Raw genomic sequence first — 16,491 nt, forward strand, 5'->3', positions numbered from 1 at the left:
GACATGCCCACCAGCGCCCCTGGTCGCCCCGACGGGCGGCAGTTGCGCTGGGACCGGCACAACCAGGAGCGCAAGCAGCGCATCATCGACGCCGCGATCGCCGAGATCGCCGACAACGAGCCCGGCGCCGAGTACCACGTGCAGCAGATCGCCGAGCGCGCCGGCCTCTCCCGCACCGTCATCTACCGGCACTTCTCCGACCGCGCCGAGCTCGACCGCGAGATCCAGGTCGCGATCCTCGACGACCTGTGGGCGCTGCTCCTGCCCGCGGTGAGCCTCGACGGCACGATCCCCGACATCATCCACCGCATCGTCGACACCTACGTGACCTGGGCGGTCGAGAACCCCTCGCTGCACCGCATCGCCGAGCAGGACACCCAGGGCGAGAGTCCGCTCCAGCAGGGCATCGAGGTCATCGCCCGCCAGTTGGTCGAACTCATCGAGACCGCCGTCGACATCCTCGGCCTCGACCCGCCCTCGGAGCTGCGGGCAGCCCTCGACCCGCTCGTCTTCGCCCTCGTCGGCGCGGTGTTCTCCGCGGTGCGGCGCTGGGTCAGCCGCCCCGTGCGCGAGCCCGACGCGGAGGTCGTCGTCCGCCTCGTCACCGAGTCGGTCTGGTACATCCTCGACGGCCACGGGCGCATGCTCGGCATCGAGCTCGACCCCGACCAGCCGATCGAGCAGCTGCTGGCCGTCGTGGAGGCGGAGGCCGCCGCGGGGTCGGAGGCATGAGCGACCCCGACGGCCTCGAGCGGCTCTGGACGCCGCACCGCCTGGCGTACGTGAAGTCCGAGGCGCCCGAACCCGAGCCGGGCTGCCCGTTCTGCCGTATCGGCGCGGCCGAGCCCGGAGGCGACGACGACCTGGTCGTGGCCCGCGGCGAGTCGGTCTACGTCGTCCTCAACCTCTACCCCTACAACCCGGGGCACCTCATGGTGCTGCCCTACCGGCATGTCGCCGACTACGCCGACCTCGACGACGCCGAGACCGCCGAACTCGCCGCCTTCACCAAGGCCGCGCTTCGCACGATCCGCGCGATCTCGCGCCCGCACGCCTTCAACGTCGGCCTCAACCTCGGCGGAGCCGCGGGCGGCTCGCTCGCCGACCACCTGCACCAGCACGTCGTCCCGCGGTGGTCGGGCGATGCGAACTTCATGACGGTGGTCGCCGGCACCAAGACCCTGCCGCAGTTGCTGGGGGACACCCGCGACCTGCTGGCGGCCCACTGGCCCGGCGACCAGTAGCCTGCTCCCATGCTGGACAGATTCAAGGGCTTCTGGCAGGGCGTCGTCCTCGCTCCCATCGTCCGGCTCTTCATCAAGTGGGGCATCAGCCCCGACACCGTGACCTTCGTCGGCACGATCGGCGTCTGCGTGGGTGCCCTCGCCTTCTTCCCGCGCGGCCACCTGCTCGCCGGCGTCCTGTTCATCACCGCGTTCGTCTTCAGCGACCTCATCGACGGGCAGATGGCCCGGCAGACCGGCCGCTCCAGCAAGTTCGGCGCGTTCTGGGACTCCACCCTCGACCGCATCGGCGACGGCGCCATCTTCGGCGGGCTCGTGCTCTACTTCGCCGGCCCCGGCGACTACTACCTCTACGCCTGCCTCTCGCTGTACTGCCTCGTCATGGGTTCGGTCACCTCCTACGCCCGTGCCCGGGCCGAATCGCTCGGCATGGACGCCAAGGGCGGCCTGGCCGAGCGGGCCGACCGGCTGGTCGCGATCCTGGTCATGACGGGTCTCGGCGCGCTCTTCGACGTGCCGTTCCTCATGTACCTCACGCTGTGGGTGCTGGCCTTCGCGAACACCTACACGGTGATCTTCCGGGTGCGGAAGGTGTACGCGCAGGCGGTGGCGGACCCAGCCCTGTGAGGGTGTGGCGCGGCCCGTACGATTTCGGTATGTCTGACACCCACGAGAGCCCTGTCACCGGCACCAGCCGGGTGAAGCGGGGCATGGCCGAGATGCTCAAGGGCGGCGTCATCATGGACGTCGTCACCCCCGAGCAGGCGAAGATCGCCGAAGACGCCGGCGCGGTCGCCGTCATGGCGTTGGAGCGGGTGCCCGCCGACATCCGCGCGCAGGGCGGCGTCGCCCGCATGAGCGACCCCGACATGATCGAGGGGATCAAGGCCACGGTCTCGATCCCGGTCATGGCCAAGGCCCGCATCGGCCACTTCGCCGAGGCGCAGATCCTCCAGTCGCTCGGCGTCGACTACATCGACGAGTCGGAGGTCCTCACCCCCGCCGACTACGAGAACCACATCGACAAGTGGGCGTTCACCGCCCCGTTCGTCTGCGGCGCCACCAACCTCGGCGAGGCGCTGCGGCGCATCACCGAGGGCGCGGCCATGATCCGCTCCAAGGGCGAGGCCGGCACGGGCGACGTCTCGAACGCCGTCACCCACATGCGCACCATCCGCAAGCAGATCCGCCGGCTCGCGGCGCTCTCCGAGGACGAGCTCTACGTCGCCGCCAAGGAGCTCCAGGCCCCCTACGAGCTGGTCAAGGAGGTCGCGGAGGCCGGCAAGCTGCCCGTCGTCCTCTTCACCGCGGGCGGCATCGCCACGCCGGCCGACGCCGCGATGATGATGCAGCTCGGTGCCGAGGGCGTGTTCGTGGGTTCGGGCATCTTCAAGTCCGGCAACCCGGTGCAGCGTGCCGAGGCGATCGTCAAGGCCACCACCTTCTACGACGACCCCGACGTCGTCGCCAAGGTCTCCCGCGGCCTGGGCGAGGCGATGGTCGGCATCAACGTCGAGGAGATCCCGCAGCCGCACCGGCTCGCCGAGCGCGGCTGGTGAGCACTCGCGGTAGCTGACACGTTCGGGCCGTCCCTCCGGGGGCGGCCCGAACGTCGTTTCTCGGGACGTGTGTCCCGGCCGCCGGTTCCGGAAACCGGCGATTTCTCAGATTTCCCGGTGCGATGCCGATAGGCGTGTTAGCGGACCGGGGAGCGGTCCGACCGACCGTCAGGACCACCCCATGCGCCACTCCGTGAAAGGCGTCCTCGCGGCCGCCGGCGCCGTCGGCGTGCTCGTCGGGGGTACCGGGACCCTCGCCTTCTGGACCGACACCGTCACCGTGCCGGGCGTCACCGGCATCACCAGCGGCACGATGAAGCTGACCGACACCACCGTGGGCGGCTGCGGATCCGTCGGATGGGTCATCGACGCCTCCGAGAGCCCCGCGGGCGGCGCCTTCGTGCCGGCGAGCAGCCTGCTCGTCCCGGGAGACGTGCTGTCGAAGACCTGCACCTTCAGCGTCGCCGCCACCGGCACCCACCTGCGCGCCACCATCGGCGTCAGCGCCCCGAGCATCAGCGGCACCCTCGCCTCGGCGCTGACCGTCGCCGGCACCTTCACCAAGGCCGGATCACCCGTGACGACGCTGACCTCGGCCGACGACGGCGCAACGGTGACCGCCACCATCACCGTGACCTTCGATCCCGCCTCCGGCAACGCGACCCAGTCGAAGGTCGCCGACGTCGGCGACTACGGCGTGACGCTGAGCCAGATCCACGCCTGAGCGGCGCCGGACGCGAGGGGGAGACGCGGATGGCACAGCGACATCGGACCGGCCGGAGGGGGAGCGGGCGCCGTCGGACGGCGGTGCGGGCGGCAGCGACCTGCGCGGCCCTCGTGCTGGGTGCGATCGCCGTGGTCGCCGGGGTGATCCCGCGCCTGGCCGGCGCGACGCCCTACACCGTGCTGACCTCCTCGATGCGACCGCAGCTGCCGCCGGGCAGCCTCGTGGTGGTGCGACCGACCGACCCCCGCGACCTTGGTGTCGGGGACGTCGTGACCTACCAGGTGCGTTCGGGCGACCCGACCGTCGTCACCCACCGCATCGTGGGGATGAAGGTCGGTGTCGGCGGAGAGCCGATCTTCATCACCCAGGGCGACGCCAACCCCGCACCCGACGCCGAGCCGGTGCAGGCGGTGCAGATCCGCGGGCGCCTCTGGTACGCCGTCCCGTACGTCGGGCGGCTGAACCTCCTCCTCGGCCTCGACCGCACGCTCGTGCTGCGCCTGATCGCCCTGGCGCTGGCCGCCGCGGCGTGCCGGGAGTTCGTGCTCGCGGCACGGGAGCGGCGCCGCGCCGTCCCGGCCGGAGAGGCGGCGGGGGAGCTGCACCATGTCTGAGTCGAGGTCTGAGTCGAGGTCTGAGTCGCGCCCGGCGCGCGGCGTCCGACGGCGACGGCGCGCTCGGAGCGCGCCGCTCGCCCGCCTGCGCAGCCCGCGGGCGCAGGCTGCCGCGGCGCTCGGCGTCGTCGCCGTGTTCGGGGTCTCCGGCACCTGGGCGCACTGGACCGACAGCGTGGTGGTCAGCGGCACGACGCTGACCTCGGGCACCATCGATCTGAAGATCGACAACCTCGACGCGGTCACCACCACCACGCTCTCGATGTCGGCGATGGTGCCCGGCAACACCAGCGCCCAGGTGGTCACCCTGAAGAACGCCGGCACCGCCCCGCTCGACTACACCGTCGCGGGCGGGCTCGGCGGCACGGACGCCGCCGCGTTCTCGAGCGCCGGCGCGGCGAAGCTGCGTCTCGTGGTCGGCGGCACGCGCTCGGGCAGCGGCAACGCCGCGACGTGCACCGGCGGCACCGTGCTGCTCGCCAGCACCTCGCTCACCTCGACGACCTCGACCACCCTCGTCGGCACCCGCCAGGGGCCGATCGCATCGGCCGGCACGGTGTCGATGTGCGTCGAGCTCACCTTCGACGCCAACGCGCCGCAGAGCCTCGCCGGCACCACGGCCACCGTCACCCTGACCTTCACCGGCACCACGGACATCTCGTGAGCCGACCGATCTCGCGTGTGCTGCGGCTGGCGGTGCGGCTCCCGGCCCGGGTGCTGCTGGCGACCGCCGCCGTCGTGGGCCTGGTCTGCCTCGGCGGGGCGATCGCCGCGGCCGTCACCGGCGGGCAGGCCGTCGTCGTCCGCTCGGGCAGCATGGAGCCCGCGCTGCCCATCGGATCGCTGGCCGTGCTCCACCCGGTGCCCGTGACCTCCGTGCGGGTAGGCGACGCCGCCAGCGTGCTCGTGCGCCCCGACGAGCGGGTGACCCACCGCATCGTGGCGATCGACCGCCCCTCCGCCGACGTGATCCGCCTGCACCTGCGCGGCGACGCCAACGCCGTGGCCGACCCCGAGCCGGTGGACCTCGGCGCGAGCGCACGCGTGCAGGTGGTCGCCTTCGCCGTCCCGCAGGCCGGCCGGGCGATCGCCTGGCTCCAGGGCCCGACCGGGCGGCTGGTGCTGCTCGCCTACCTCGGCGCGCTTGTCCTGATCCTCGCCCGCGGCCCGGCGACGCCGTCCGGTCCGTCGGGGCTGTCGGGGCCGTCGGGTCGGGGACGACGCCGACTCGCCCGGGGTGCGACCGCCACGGTGACCGCCGGCGTCGTCCTGGCCTCGGGCGGCACGGCCGAGGCCGCCGCGTGGACCGACCCGGTCGCGCTGACCGGCACGAGCCTCCAGCCGGTGACCCCGACCCCGCCGACGGTGAACTGCCCGGGCTCGCTGGGCGTCGGCGCGATCACCTTCACCTGGGCGGCGGTGCCGAACGCCACCTCCTACACCGTCAACTACGGCTCGAGCGGCTCGCAGAGCACGGTCGTCACCTCGCCGACGATCACGCTCAACGGCCTCATCACCGGCGGGAAGTTCAGCGTGCGCACCAACTACAACGCCTGGCAGTCGGCTGCGTCCTCGCCGGTGCGCACCTACACCGTCACCCTCGCATTGCTCTCGACCTGCTCCTGACCCGGCGCGAGCATCGGAGGACGGCGTCCCTAGGATCTGGCGGGTGTCCGCGACCCCCACCATCGGCGTCCTCGCGCTCCAGGGCGACGTCCGCGAGCACCTGCAGACCCTCGACACGCTCGGCGTGGCGACGCTGTCCGTGCGGCGTCCCGAGGAGTTGGCGCGGTGCGACGGCCTCGTGCTGCCGGGCGGGGAGTCGACGACGATCATCCGGCTGGCCCGCATCTTCGACCTGCTGGAGCCGCTGCGCGACCGGGTCGCGGCCGGCATGCCCGCCTTCGGCACGTGCGCGGGGATGATCCTGCTCGCCGACCGCATCGAGGGCGGTGTGGAGGGCCAGGAGACCGTCGGCGGTCTCGACGTCACGGTGCGCCGTAACGCTTTCGGGCGTCAGGTCGACTCCTTCGAGGAGGACCTGCACGTGGCGGGGCTCGACGACCCCGTGCACGCCGTGTTCATCCGGGCGCCGTGGGTCGAGGAGGTGGGCCCCGGCGTCGAGGTGCTGGCTCGTGTCGAGGGCGGCCCGGCCGACGGTAGGATCGTCGGCGTTCGCGAGGGCCACCTGATGGCGACGTCCTTCCATCCCGAGGTGGGGGGCGACGCCCGGGTGCACGGGCTCTTCGTCGATCTGGTGGGTCGCGGCTGACGCCGCGCGAGAAGCGAGTGAAGAGGTAGCGCATGTCCGGCCACTCCAAGTGGGCGACCACGAAGCACAAGAAGGCGGCGATCGACGCCAAGCGCGGCAAGCTGTTCGCCAAGCTGATCAAGAACATCGAGATCGCGGCGCGCATGGGTGGCCCCGACCCCGCCGGCAACCCGACCCTCTACGACGCCATCCAGAAGGCGAAGAAGCAGTCGGTCCCCAACGACAACATCGACCGTGCGGTCAAGCGCGGCGGCGGCCTCGAGGCCGGCGGCGCCGACTACTCCACGATCATGTACGAGGTCTACGGACCCCAGGGCGTGGCCCTGCTCGTCGAGTGCCTCACCGACAACAAGAACCGCGCGGCCATGGAGGTGCGCACCGCCGTCACCCGCAACGGCGGCACCATGGCCGACCCCGGCTCGGTCTCGCGGCTCTTCGAGCGCAAGGGCGTCGTGGTGGTCGCCAAGTCCCAGGAGGGCAAGGAGATCGCCGAGGACGACGTCCTCGAGGCCACCCTCGACGCCGGTGCCGAGGACGTCGCCGACCACGGTGAGAGCTTCGAGGTCACCTCCGCTCCGGGCGACGTCGTCGCGGTGCGCAGCGCGCTGCAGTCGGCCGGCATCGACTACGACTCCGCCGAGGTGCAGTTCGTCGCCTCGATGGACATCCCGGTCGCCGACCCGGCCGCGGCCACGAAGGTCTTCAAGCTCGTCGACGTGCTCGACGACCTCGACGACGTGCAGAACGTCTTCACCAACGCCGACATCCCCGACGACGTGCTCGAGGCGATCGACGCCTGAGGCGTCCTCGGCGATCTGATCGACGACGCGGCCCGGGGAGATCTCCCCGGGCCGCGTGTCGTACCGGGCGGGTGTCGGTGCGGCCGGTTAGGCTCCCGAACAGACGTTCGACGAGAAGGAGAGCCGCGTGCGTGTGCTCGGGATCGACCCCGGCCTGACCCGCTGCGGTCTGGGCATGGTCGAGGGCTCGGTCGGCCGGCCGCTGCGGCTCATCGACGTCGGCGTCGTCCGCACCTCCTCCCACCTGCCCGTCGCCGAGCGCCTGGTCACCATCGAACGCGGGGTCGAGGCGTGGCTCGAGGAGCACCGTCCCGACGCGGTCGCGGTCGAGCGCGTCTTCGCCCGCTCCGACGTCAGCACGGTCATGGGCACCGCCCAGGCCGCCGGCATCGCCATGGTGTGCGCGGCCCGGCGCGGCATCCCGCTCGCCCTGCACACGCCCTCGGAGGTCAAGGCCGCGGTCACCGGCAACGGCCGGGCCGAGAAGGCCCAGGTGGGTGCGATGGTCACCCGCATCCTGCGCCTCGAGGTCGCCCCCAAGCCCGCCGACGCCGCCGACGCGCTCGCGCTGGCCATCACCCACGTCTGGCGCGGAGGCGCCCAGGCCCGTATCGAGGAAGCCCGCCTGCGCGCCGTCGCGGCGGCGAGGAGGTCGTCGTGATCGCGTTCGTCTCCGGCCGGGTGGCCGCGGTCGGTCTCACCAGCGCCGTCCTCGAGGTCGGCGGCGTCGGCCTCGAACTGCTCTGCACGCCCGGCACGCTGGCGACCCTGCGCACCGGAGCGGCGGCCACGCTGCCGACCTCGATGGTGGTGCGCGAGGACTCCCTGACGCTCTTCGGATTCCTCGACGACGACGAGAAGTCGATCTTCGAGCTCCTCCAGACCGCCTCGGGCGTCGGCCCGAAACTCGCCCAGGCGATGCTCGCCGTGCTCAGCCCCGACGACCTGCGCCGGGCGGTCGGCTCGGAGGACGTCAAGACCCTGACCCGCGTGCCCGGCATCGGCCAGAAGGGCGCCCAGCGCATCATCCTCGAGCTCAAGGACCGCCTCGGATCGCCCCTCGGCGGCGTCCGCACCGCCGCCGCGGCGCCTGCGCAGGAGGCCTGGCGCGACCAGGTCACCCAGGGCCTGGTCGGTCTGGGCTGGTCGGCCAAGGACGCCGCCGGCGCCGTCGAGGCCGTGGCCCCCGAGGCCGGAGCGGCCCCCGACGTCGCGGCCCTGCTGCGCGCCGCCCTGCGCGTGCTCTCGAAGGCCTGATCCGCGATGCACGACGACGACCTCGACGACCTCGACCTCGCCGCCCTGGAGGCGGCCGAGTCGGCGCACCTGCGTCACCTCACCGCGGCCGAGGCCGACGGCGACGAGCGCGCCGTCGAGGCCGCGCTGCGGCCACGCTCGCTCGGCGAAGTGGTCGGGCAGGCGCGGGTGCGCGATCAGCTCGGGCTCGTGCTCGAGGCCGCGCGGCTGCGCGGCCGGGCGCCCGACCACGTGCTGCTGTCGGGTCCGCCGGGGCTGGGCAAGACCACGCTGGCGATGATCATCGCCCACGAGATGGGAGCGCCCCTGCGGCTGACGTCGGGGCCCGCGATCACCCACGCCGGCGACCTGGCCGCGATCCTCTCGGGTCTCAACGAGGGCGATGTGCTCTTCGTCGACGAGATCCACCGCATGTCGCGGCCCGCCGAGGAGATGCTCTACATGGCGATGGAGGACTTCCGGGTCGACGTCGTCATCGGCAAGGGGCCCGGCGCCACCGCGATCCCGCTGGAGATCCCGCCGTTCACCCTCGTCGGCGCGACCACCCGGGCCGGCCTGCTCCCCGGGCCGCTGCGCGATCGCTTCGGCTTCACCGCCCAGCTGGAGTTCTACGAGCCTGCCGACCTCGACCGCATCGTGCACCGATCGGCCGGCCTGCTCGGGGTGTCGCTGACCCCCGAGGGCTCGGCCGAGATCGCCTCGCGCTCCCGCGGCACCCCGCGCATCGCCAACCGGCTGCTGCGCCGGGTGCGCGACTTCGCCCAGGTGCGTGCCGACGGCGTCGTCACCCGGGGGGTCGCCGAGGCGGCGCTCGACCTGTACGAGGTCGACGCCCTCGGTCTCGACCGGCTCGACCGCGCCGTCATCGACGCCCTCTGCTCCCGGTTCGGCGGCGGACCGGTCGGGGTCTCGACCCTGGCGGTGGCCGTGGGGGAGGAGCGCGAGACCGTCGAGGAGGTCGCCGAGCCGTTCCTGGTGCGCATGGGCTTCCTCGCCCGCACCCCGCGCGGGCGGATCGCCACGCCCGCCGCCTGGGCGCACCTGGGGCTCTCCGCCCCGGCCGCGGGCTTCGACGGCACGCTGTTCGACGACTGAACCCGGCGCCGCCGTCCGGGTGGGAGTGGCCGTCGTCCCGGTTCGTCGTCGCCCACCGTCGTTGGTCGCCCTCGCACCCGGGGTGGCGATGCGGCCGTGGGCGTGGGCGCAGTTACACTGGCCCGTCGGCCCGCCCGGACCGCTTCGTCGTGCCCGCGGGTCGGTTTCCGTCGTCCGTCCGCCGTCATCGAGGGGTCCGTTCGTGAAGGAGCTCGTCTCCCTACTGCCCTTCGTGGCGTTCGCAGCGATCCTCTGGCTGTTCCTGATCCGCCCCGCCCAGCGGCGCAACCGGGAACTCAGCGCGATGCAGCAGTCGTTGTCCCTCGGTGACGAGATCCTGCTGACGTCGGGCGTCTTCGGCGTCATCCGCGAGATCGCCGACGATCATGTCCGCGTCGAGATCGCCGATGGCGTCCTCATCAAGGTCGCGCGCGGCGCCATCGGCGCCATCGTGTCGCCCGACCACCTGAACGATCCCCACCCAGACGCCGCGCCGGACACCCCGGCCGGTGCGGAGGAGAACTAGAGATGGCACGCAAGACCGCCCGACCCGGACGCGCCCTGATCGCGTTCTTCGCGGGTGTGGCGATCCTCTTCGGGCTCGTCGCCATCGGCGGCACCTGGAAGCCCGCGCTCGGCCTCGACCTCGAGGGCGGCACCCGCATCACGCTGATCGCGAAGGGCGACCCGTCCACCCAGAGCCTCGACGAGGCCCGCAAGATCATCGACCAGCGGGTCAACGGCTCGGGTGTCTCCGAGGCCGAGGTCACCACGCAGGGCAACCGATTCATCACCGTCGAGATCCCCGGCGACTCCCGCCGCGACCTCATCGACACCGTGAAGCGGCAGGCCCAGCTGCGGTTCCGCCTGGTGGCCTGCTCCACCCTCGACGGCAAGTGCGGCTCTGCCGCCACCACCGGCTCGACCGGCCTGCCCTCGGGTGAGGCCACCGTCGAGCCGAGCGCGTCGCCGTCCACCGGTGCCGGCAGCGGCCAGAACTCGGGCCAGAAGTCGGGCGAGAAGTCGGGCCAGAAGTCGGGCCAGAAGTCGCAGTCGGGTGCGAAGAACCGGCCGCCGGTCTCCTTCGGGGTGCGCCGCGCCGACACCACGCCGTCCCCGAGCGCCTCGCCCTCGGCCACCGCCACGCCGTCCGCCGACCCCTCGAGCACGGCGAGCGCCGACCCGAGCGCTACTGCCTCCCCGAGCGCCTCGGCGACCAGCACCCCGGCGGTCTCCCCGGAGGAGCAGAAGCTCATCGACGCCTGCGTCGCTGCGGCTCCTGGCGACAAGAACATCAAGGACCCCCTCGCCTGGTACAAGGCGCCCACCGAGGCGTGCAAGACCGCGTTCAACTCCTTCACCTGCCCGCCCGACGGGGCGCGGGCGATGGAGGACAACCCCGCGCTCCCGCTGATCACCTGCGACGACAACGGCGTCGCCTACCTGCTCTCGGCTGCCGCGATCGAGGGCACCGACCTGACCGACGCCAGCGCCACCATCCCGCAGGGCGAGGTGCAGTGGACCGTGCTGCTGAGCTTCGACGGCTCGGGCACCGACGAGTTCGGGAAGATCTCCTCGTCGATGGCCGGCACGGAGGACCAGTTCGCCATCGTGCTCGACGGCCAGGTGCTCTCCAACCCGACCTTCAACAGCCCGATCCTCGACGGCAACGCCCAGATCACCGGCAACTTCACCCAGTCCGAGGCGCAGAGCCTGGCCACCAGCCTGAAGTACGGCTCGCTGCCGATCGCCTTCGAGGAGCCCTCGACCGTCACGGTGGGTCCCTCGCTCGCCGGTGACCAGCTGAGCGCCGGCATCTACGCCGGCATCGCCGGTCTGGCGCTCGTCGCCCTGTACTGCCTGCTCTACTACCGCGGCCTCGGCCTGGTGGTGCTCAGCTCGCTGGCGGTCGCGGCGGCGATCACCTACGCCCTCGTGCTGCTCCTCGGCGTGAGCGCCGGCTTCACCCTCACGCTCCCCGGTATCGCCGGTCTGATCATCGCCGTCGGTATCACCGCCGACTCCTTCATCATCTTCTTCGAACGCATCCGCGACGAGATGCGCGAGGGCAAGTCGATGCGTGTCGCGGTCGAGTCCGGCTGGCAGCGGGCGCGCGTCACGCGTCTGGCCGCCAACGTGGTCTCGCTGCTCTCGGCCGCCGTCCTCTACATCTTCGCCACCGGCGTGGTGAAGGGCTTCGGCTTCGCCCTCGGCCTCTCCACGGCCATCGACCTCGCGGTGCTGTTCTGGTTCACCAAACCGCTGGTCTCCTACCTCGCGCGCTACCGCTTCTTCAACGGCGGCGGCAAGCTCTCGGGCCTGAGCCCCGAGACGCTCGGCATGGACGGCGTCGCCGTCGCGCCCGGCGGCGCCTCGCTCAGCTCCAAGCTCCGTGCAGGAGGGAAGGCCTGATGGGCAAGTTCTCGCGGGTCGGCAACGACCTCTACACCGGTCGCCGCTCGATCGACTTCGTCAACCGGCGTGGCCGCTTCTACGCCTTCTCCGGCGTCCTGGTGGCGCTCTGCTTCGGTGTGGTGCTGTTCAAGGGCCTCAGCTTCGGCGTCGAGTTCACCGGCGGTATCGAGTACCAGGTCAACATCGCCGGGCAGACCCTCGACCAGAACGACGCCGACCGCGTGCGCCAAGCCGTCGTCGACTCCGGCGTCGAGGCCACCGGCAACCCGACCGTCACCACGGCCGGCCAGGGCCTGACCGTGCAGGTCGAGTCGCTCACCGAGGCCGAGAACGCCACCGTCACCGAGGCGATCCGCTCCACCCTCGACATCCCGCAAGGCGACGTCGCCCGCGACATCTCCCAGTCCGAGATCGGCGCGAGCTGGGGCCAGGAGGTCGGCAAGCGCGCCGCGATCGGCGTCCTGGTCTTCCTCATCCTCACGATGATCTTCATCGCGCTCTACTTCCGCGAGTGGAAGATGTCGGTCGGTGCGCTCGTCGCGCTGATCCACGACATCGCGATCACGGTCGGCGTCTACGCCCTCTCGGGCTTCACCGTCACGCCGTCCGCGGTCACCGGTCTGCTGGCGATCCTCGGCTTCTCGCTCTACGACACCGTCGTGGTGTTCGACAAGATCCGCGAGAACACCAAGGACCTCCACCTCAAGCGCACCACCTACGCCGAGGCGGCCAACCTGGCGGTCAACCAGACCCTGGTGCGCTCGATCAACACCTCGATCGTGGCGCTCATCCCGATCGGCGCGATCCTCTACGTCAGCACCGTGCAGCTCGGTGCGAGCTCGCTGCAGGACCTCGCGCTGGCCCAGTTCGTCGGCATGGCCGTCGGCGTCTACTCCTCGGTCTTCCTCGCACCGCGTGTCGTGGTGCACCTGAAGTCGACCGAGGACGACGTGAAGCTCGCCGAGAAGCGCGCCAAGGCCCGTGCCAAGGCCGCTGCCGACCGCTACGCCTCGGTCCCGGCCTTCACCGAGGACATGCCGGTGGCCGACGCCGAGAACCCGGCCGAGCTCGACGAGGACGACGCCCCCGTGGGTGCGCCGGCCCGCGTCGCCCCGCCGCGTGCGGAGGAGGCCGTCGGTCGTGGACGCACGGTCCCGCCCGCCCGCGGACCCGTGCAGCAGAGCGGCGCGGCCGGGCGCAACCAGCCCTCGCGCCAGGCGAAGTCCAAGCGCGGGAAGAAGTAGTCGTGTCGCCCCTGGCCGGGGACGCCGCCCGGGAGGCCGGGCGGGAGGCGCTGCGTCGGCTGATCATCGACGTGGCCGATTTCCCCGAGCCGGGGGTGGTGTTCAAGGACATCACGCCGCTGCTCGCCGACCACGACGGTCTGCGCTCGGTGGTCGGCGGCCTGGCCTCGGCCGGCCGCCGTCCCGACGGCACGGCCGCGGTCACCAAGGTGCTCGGCATGGAGGCGCGCGGGTTCATCCTCGCCGCCCCCGTCGCCCTCGAACTCGGTGCGGGCTTCGTGCCGGTCCGCAAGGCCGGCAAGCTCCCGCGCGAGACCCACGCGGTCTCCTACGACCTCGAGTACGGCTCAGCGACCCTCGAGGTGCACCGGGACGCCGTCGGACCGGGCGACCGGGTGCTCCTCGTCGACGACGTGCTGGCCACCGGGGGCACGGCCCGCGCGACCTGCGAGTTGGCCGAGGCGTGCGGCGCGGAGGTCGTCGGCATCGCCGTCCTCATGGACCTCTCCTTCCTGCCGTGGCGCGAGGCGCTCGGCGGGGTCGAGGTCACCAGCCTCCTCACGATCTGATCGCTCTCGTCCGCGTCCCGCGTGCGCTGTCGGCCCTCGCGACTAGACTGACCGAGTGAGCGAGGAGCGCGGGACGACGACCGGGCAGGCGCCGGCAGCGGCGGCGGAGCCCGAACCGCCTGCGCGCGAGGCCAACCTCGCCCGGCGTCCCGATCGCGTCCCCGACGCTGCTCCGCCCACCGGCGTCCGCACCGCCCCCGCCCGCGGCGCCGCCGTCCCGCCGGCCGGGTCGTCCAGTTCGCTGCAGTCCGCACGCAGCGTCCGCGCGCGGCTCGCGCGCATGGGCACCCGCAGCAGTGCGCCGACCAACCCGGTGCTCGAGCCGCTGTTCCGCGCTGTGCGGGCGAACCACCCCAAGGCCGATCTCGCGCTGCTCGAGCGCGCCTACACCACGGCCGAGCGCCTGCATGGCACGCAGATGCGCAAGAGCGGCGACCCCTACATCACCCACCCGCTCGCGGTCACCACCATCCTCGCCGGGATCGGCATGACCGAGCCGACGCTGGCCGCGGCGCTGCTGCACGACACCGTCGAGGACACGCCCTACACCCTCGAGCAGCTGCGTGCCGACTTCGGTGACGAGATCGCCGTCCTCGTCGACGGCGTGACGAAGCTCGACAAGGTCGTCTACGGCGACTCCGCGCAGGCCGAGACCATCCGCAAGATGATCGTCGCGATGTCGCGCGACATCCGGGTGCTCGTCATCAAGCTCGCCGACCGCCTGCACAACATGCGCACGCTGCGGTTCGTGCCGCAGGCCAGCCAGGAGCGCACGGCGCGCGAGACCCTCGATATCTACGCGCCGCTGGCCCACCGGCTCGGCATGAACACCATCAAGTGGGAGCTCGAGGATCTCGCCTTCGCCACGCTGCACCCCAAGATCTACGACGAGATCGTGCGCATGGTCGCCGAGCGGGCGCCCTCGCGCGACCAGTTCATGGCCGAGGTGATCAGCCAGGTCGAGGCCGACCTGCGCGACGCGAAGATCAAGGCGAAGGTCACCGGCCGACCGAAGCACTACTACTCGATCTACCAGAAGATGATCGTCGGCGGCCGGGAGTTCTCCGACATCTACGACCTGGTCGGCATCCGCGTGCTGGTCGACGAGATGCGCGACTGCTACGGCGTCCTCGGCATCCTGCACTCGCGGTGGAACCCGGTGCTCGGCCGGTTCAAGGACTACGTCGCGATGCCGAAGTTCAACATGTACCAGTCGCTGCACACGACCGTGATCGGGCCGCAGGGCAAGCCGGTGGAGATGCAGATCCGCACCTTCGGCATGCACCGCCGCGCCGAGTACGGCGTTGCCGCGCACTGGAAGTACAAGGAGGACGGCCGCTCCGGCGTCGATACCGAGAAGCGCGGCGACCTCGAGGACATGTCCTGGGTGCGTCAGCTCCTCGACTGGCAGAGCGAGGTCGACGACCCGGGCGAGTTCCTGGAGTCCCTGCGCTTCGAGATCAACCGCGCCGAGACCTACGTCTTCACCCCGCGCGGCGACGTCATCCCGCTGCCGATGGGGTCGACGCCCGTCGACTTCGCCTACGCCGTGCACACCGAGGTCGGTCACCGCACCATCGGTGCGCGGGTCAACGGGCGCCTCGTGCCGCTCGACTCCACGCTCGAGAACGGCGACGTCGTCGAGGTCTTCACCTCCAAGTCGCCGACCGCCGGTCCCTCGCGCGACTGGCTGGGTTTCGTGAAGTCGCCGCGGGCGAAGTCGAAGATCCGCCAGTGGTTCACCAAGGAGCGGCGCGAGGAGGCGATCGAGCAGGGCAAGGAGCAGATCGCCAAGCTCATGCGCAAGGAGGGCCTGCCCCTCAAGCGCCTGATGTCGCACGAGTCGCTCACCCTCGCCGCCGAGCACTTCAAGCTCGCCGACGTCTCCGCCCTCTACGCGGCGGTGGGGGAGAACAACCTCTCCGCGCAGGCCGTCGTCCACCGGGTCATCGAGGCGCACGGCGGCTCGGAGGGTGCCCAGGAGGACCTCGCCGAGGCCGTCACCATCACCGGACGCCGTCACCACCGCCAGGTCGGAGGCGGCGACCAGGTCGGCGTCATCGTCAAGGGCACCCCCGAGGTGTGGGTGAAGCTCGCCAAGTGCTGCACCCCGGTGCCGCCCGACGAGATCCTCGGGTTCGTCACCAAGGGCGGCGGCGTGTCGGTGCACCGCGGCGACTGCACCAACGCGACCGAGCTGCGCACGCACTCCGAGCGGCTCGTGCCGGTGGAGTGGGCGCCCAACAGCAAGTCGACGTTCCTGGTGAACATCCAGGTCGAGGCCCTCGACCGCGCCCGCCTGCTCTCCGACATCACGATGGCGCTCTCCGACGCGCACGTGAACATCCTCTCCGCGACGCTCTCGACCACCCGCGACCGCATCGCCAAGAGCCGGTTCAGCTTCGAGATGGCCGACACCAAGCACCTCGACAACGTGCTGCGCGCGGTGCGCAACGTGCCCGGTGTCTTCGACGCCTACCGCGTCACCCAGTAGCTGATCGACCGAACGCCCCGTCCTCGACTGCGAGGACGGGGCGTTCGGCATGTCGCCGTTCCGGTGGTTTCAGTCGGGGGCGATGAGGTGGGGGGTGGCGGTGCGGATGGTGAGGGGGGTGGTGGGTCCGGTGATGGTGCGGGTGGTGGGGATGGGGGTCCAGGGTCCGGTGCCGATGCGGTAGCGGCCGGTGTAGGTGGT

18 protein-coding genes are annotated in these 16,491 nt (G+C 71.7%); all 18 read left to right on the top strand.

Annotation, left to right across the window (positions count from 1 at the left end; genetic code table 11):
* The first annotated feature begins 3 nt into the window (after positions 1-3).
* The 18 genes from ABD671_RS16515 (at position 4) to ABD671_RS16600 (ending at position 16,290) form a co-directional block, all read left to right on the top strand.
* On the top strand, positions 4-732 hold the full coding sequence (locus tag ABD671_RS16515) for a TetR/AcrR family transcriptional regulator (RefSeq protein WP_344734532.1): 729 nt from the start codon (positions 4-6) through the stop codon (positions 730-732).
* The gene (locus ABD671_RS16520) at positions 729-1,244 is read left to right on the top strand and encodes an HIT family protein (protein WP_344734533.1); all 516 of its coding nucleotides are present in this window, start codon (positions 729-731) and stop codon (positions 1,242-1,244) included. The genes ABD671_RS16515 and ABD671_RS16520 overlap by 4 nt, the downstream gene beginning before the upstream one ends.
* Positions 1,245-1,253: 9 nt before the next feature.
* Positions 1,254-1,871, top strand: a complete 618-nt coding sequence (pgsA, locus tag ABD671_RS16525; RefSeq protein ID WP_344734534.1) for a phosphatidylinositol phosphate synthase — start codon at positions 1,254-1,256, stop codon at positions 1,869-1,871.
* A gap of 29 nt (positions 1,872-1,900) precedes the next feature.
* Positions 1,901-2,803, top strand: coding sequence for a pyridoxal 5'-phosphate synthase lyase subunit PdxS (pdxS, locus tag ABD671_RS16530; protein WP_344734535.1), 903 nt, complete (start codon positions 1,901-1,903; stop codon positions 2,801-2,803).
* Positions 2,804-2,984: 181 nt separating this feature from the next.
* Positions 2,985-3,527 carry an alternate-type signal peptide domain-containing protein gene (locus tag ABD671_RS16535; protein WP_344734536.1) on the top strand — a complete coding sequence of 181 codons (543 nt, stop codon included), beginning with the start codon at positions 2,985-2,987 and terminating at the stop codon, positions 3,525-3,527.
* An 83-nt stretch (positions 3,528-3,610) separates the two neighbouring features.
* Positions 3,611-4,144 carry a signal peptidase I gene (locus ABD671_RS16540; RefSeq protein ID WP_344734537.1) on the top strand — a complete coding sequence of 178 codons (534 nt, stop codon included), beginning with the start codon at positions 3,611-3,613 and terminating at the stop codon, positions 4,142-4,144.
* Positions 4,137-4,808, top strand: a complete 672-nt coding sequence (locus ABD671_RS16545) for a TasA family protein (RefSeq protein ID WP_344734538.1) — start codon at positions 4,137-4,139, stop codon at positions 4,806-4,808. Before ABD671_RS16540 ends, ABD671_RS16545 begins: the two co-directional genes overlap by 8 nt.
* Positions 4,805-5,770, top strand: coding sequence for a signal peptidase I (locus ABD671_RS16550; RefSeq protein ID WP_344734539.1), 966 nt, complete (start codon positions 4,805-4,807; stop codon positions 5,768-5,770). Before ABD671_RS16545 ends, ABD671_RS16550 begins: the two co-directional genes overlap by 4 nt.
* Before the next feature lie 43 nt (positions 5,771-5,813).
* Complete coding sequence (gene pdxT, locus ABD671_RS16555; protein ID WP_344734540.1) at positions 5,814-6,416, top strand: pyridoxal 5'-phosphate synthase glutaminase subunit PdxT; 603 nt, start codon at positions 5,814-5,816, stop codon at positions 6,414-6,416.
* A gap of 32 nt (positions 6,417-6,448) precedes the next feature.
* The gene (locus ABD671_RS16560) at positions 6,449-7,216 is read left to right on the top strand and encodes a YebC/PmpR family DNA-binding transcriptional regulator (protein ID WP_344734541.1); all 768 of its coding nucleotides are present in this window, start codon (positions 6,449-6,451) and stop codon (positions 7,214-7,216) included.
* Positions 7,217-7,343: 127 nt separating this feature from the next.
* Positions 7,344-7,877, top strand: a complete 534-nt coding sequence (gene ruvC, locus ABD671_RS16565) for a crossover junction endodeoxyribonuclease RuvC (protein WP_344734542.1) — start codon at positions 7,344-7,346, stop codon at positions 7,875-7,877.
* Positions 7,874-8,473, top strand: a complete 600-nt coding sequence (gene ruvA / locus ABD671_RS16570) for a Holliday junction branch migration protein RuvA (RefSeq protein WP_344734543.1) — start codon at positions 7,874-7,876, stop codon at positions 8,471-8,473. Before ruvC ends, ruvA begins: the two co-directional genes overlap by 4 nt.
* Positions 8,474-8,479: 6 nt before the next feature.
* Complete coding sequence (ruvB, locus tag ABD671_RS16575) at positions 8,480-9,568, top strand: Holliday junction branch migration DNA helicase RuvB (RefSeq protein ID WP_344734544.1); 1,089 nt, start codon at positions 8,480-8,482, stop codon at positions 9,566-9,568.
* 202 nt (positions 9,569-9,770) lie between these two features.
* Positions 9,771-10,094, top strand: coding sequence for a preprotein translocase subunit YajC (gene yajC, locus ABD671_RS16580; protein ID WP_344734545.1), 324 nt, complete (start codon positions 9,771-9,773; stop codon positions 10,092-10,094).
* A gap of 2 nt (positions 10,095-10,096) precedes the next feature.
* Positions 10,097-11,980, top strand: a complete 1,884-nt coding sequence (gene secD / locus ABD671_RS16585) for a protein translocase subunit SecD (RefSeq protein ID WP_344734546.1) — start codon at positions 10,097-10,099, stop codon at positions 11,978-11,980.
* Positions 11,980-13,227, top strand: a complete 1,248-nt coding sequence (gene secF, locus ABD671_RS16590; RefSeq protein ID WP_344734547.1) for a protein translocase subunit SecF — start codon at positions 11,980-11,982, stop codon at positions 13,225-13,227. Before secD ends, secF begins: the two co-directional genes overlap by 1 nt.
* An 11-nt stretch (positions 13,228-13,238) precedes the next feature.
* Positions 13,239-13,796 (top strand): adenine phosphoribosyltransferase, encoded by a 558-nt coding sequence (locus tag ABD671_RS16595; RefSeq protein ID WP_344734548.1) that lies wholly within the window; start codon positions 13,239-13,241, stop codon positions 13,794-13,796.
* Positions 13,797-14,076: 280 nt separating this feature from the next.
* The gene (locus tag ABD671_RS16600) at positions 14,077-16,290 is read left to right on the top strand and encodes a RelA/SpoT family protein (protein ID WP_344734549.1); all 2,214 of its coding nucleotides are present in this window, start codon (positions 14,077-14,079) and stop codon (positions 16,288-16,290) included.
* Positions 16,291-16,491: the final 201 nt, after the last annotated feature.

It is taken from the genome of Nocardioides fonticola, assembly GCF_039536805.1.
Lineage (GTDB): Bacteria > Actinomycetota > Actinomycetes > Propionibacteriales > Nocardioidaceae > Nocardioides > Nocardioides fonticola.